Annotated in this window: 2 protein-coding genes; both read left to right on the top strand. The window is 65.5% G+C overall.

Annotation, left to right across the window (positions count from 1 at the left end; translation table 11 throughout):
- Positions 1 to 191: 191 nt before the first annotated feature.
- Positions 192 to 605, top strand: coding sequence for a Zn-ribbon domain-containing OB-fold protein (locus DYI24_RS26920; protein WP_164574496.1), 414 nt, complete (start codon positions 192 to 194; stop codon positions 603 to 605).
- Between the two features lie 5 nt (positions 606 to 610).
- On the top strand, positions 611 to 1,148 hold a 538-nt coding region (locus DYI24_RS26915; protein ID WP_502706388.1), incomplete at its 3' end, for a thiolase family protein.

The raw sequence follows: 1,148 nt of genomic DNA, 5'->3' as shown, positions 1-1,148 counted from the left end.
GCCATCCGCCGCCCCGGCTGCTCCGGCCCCGCGCTGAGCGCATCGCTCGGGCTCCGCGATTGTCCGCTTTGCGGAATACAATTCCTGCACAAGGCTCCGCGCCCTGCGCGTGTTGACGCTGGCGGGCCGATATCGCATCAAGACCGCACAACCGATGGGCCCACGAGCCAGCTCAGGGAGAAAACTAAGACATGGCTGAACCCGCACGCGCACGTCCCAAGATCACTCCGGAAACCCAGCACTACTGGGACGGCGCCAAGCAAGGCGAACTGCGGCTTCAGCGCTGCGATTCCTGCGCCCACGCGTACTTCCCGCCCCGCCCGTTCTGCCCGAAATGCGGCTCACGCGAGGTCAGCGTGTTCAAGGCCTCCGGCAACGGTACCCTGTATTCCTACGTGATCAATCATCGGCCGCTGGCGGCCGGCTTCACCGAGCCCTACGCGATCGCGGTGGTCGAGCTCGAAGAGGGCCCGCGGATGATGAGCAACATCCTGGAGTGCCCGCAAACGCCCGAGGCGCTCGAACTCGATATGAAGCTGGAAGTCACCTTCCAGAAGATCCACGACGCCCTCACCCTTCCGCAATTCCGTCCGGCGAAGGGGTAAGCATCATGCGTCGTAATCAGGTTGCTATCGTCGGCGCCGCCGAGACCACCAAGCTCGGCGTCATCCCCGACATGTCGCAGATCCAGCTCCACGCCGACGCCGCGCTCAACGCGATCGCCGACGCCGGGCTGAAGCTGTCGGACATCGACGGCATCGCCACTGCGGTGGAGACGCCGCAGCAGATCGCTCACTATCTCGGCATCACGCCGACCTGGGTCGACGGCACCTCCGTCGGCGGCTGCTCGTTCATGCTGCACGTCCGCCACGCCGCCGCGGCGATCGAGGCCGGCCTCTGCAAGACCGTGCTGATCACCCACGCCGAGAGCGGCAAGTCGATGATCGGCAAACTGCCGCGCTCGATTCCCGCCGACAGCCTGCAGGGACAGTTCGAAGCGCCCTACGGCATCTACGGGCCACCCAGCCAATTCCCGATCCCGGTGCTGCGGTTCATGAAGACTTACGGCATCACCCACGAGCAGATCGCCTCGGTGGCCGTGGTGCAGCGCGAATGGGCGGCGAAGAATCCGCGCGCGATGATGAAGG

It is taken from the genome of Rhodopseudomonas sp. BR0C11 (assembly GCF_010820945.1).
Lineage (GTDB): Bacteria > Pseudomonadota > Alphaproteobacteria > Rhizobiales > Xanthobacteraceae > Rhodopseudomonas > Rhodopseudomonas palustris_H.
This window is presented reverse-complemented; position numbering and strand designations above follow the sequence as displayed.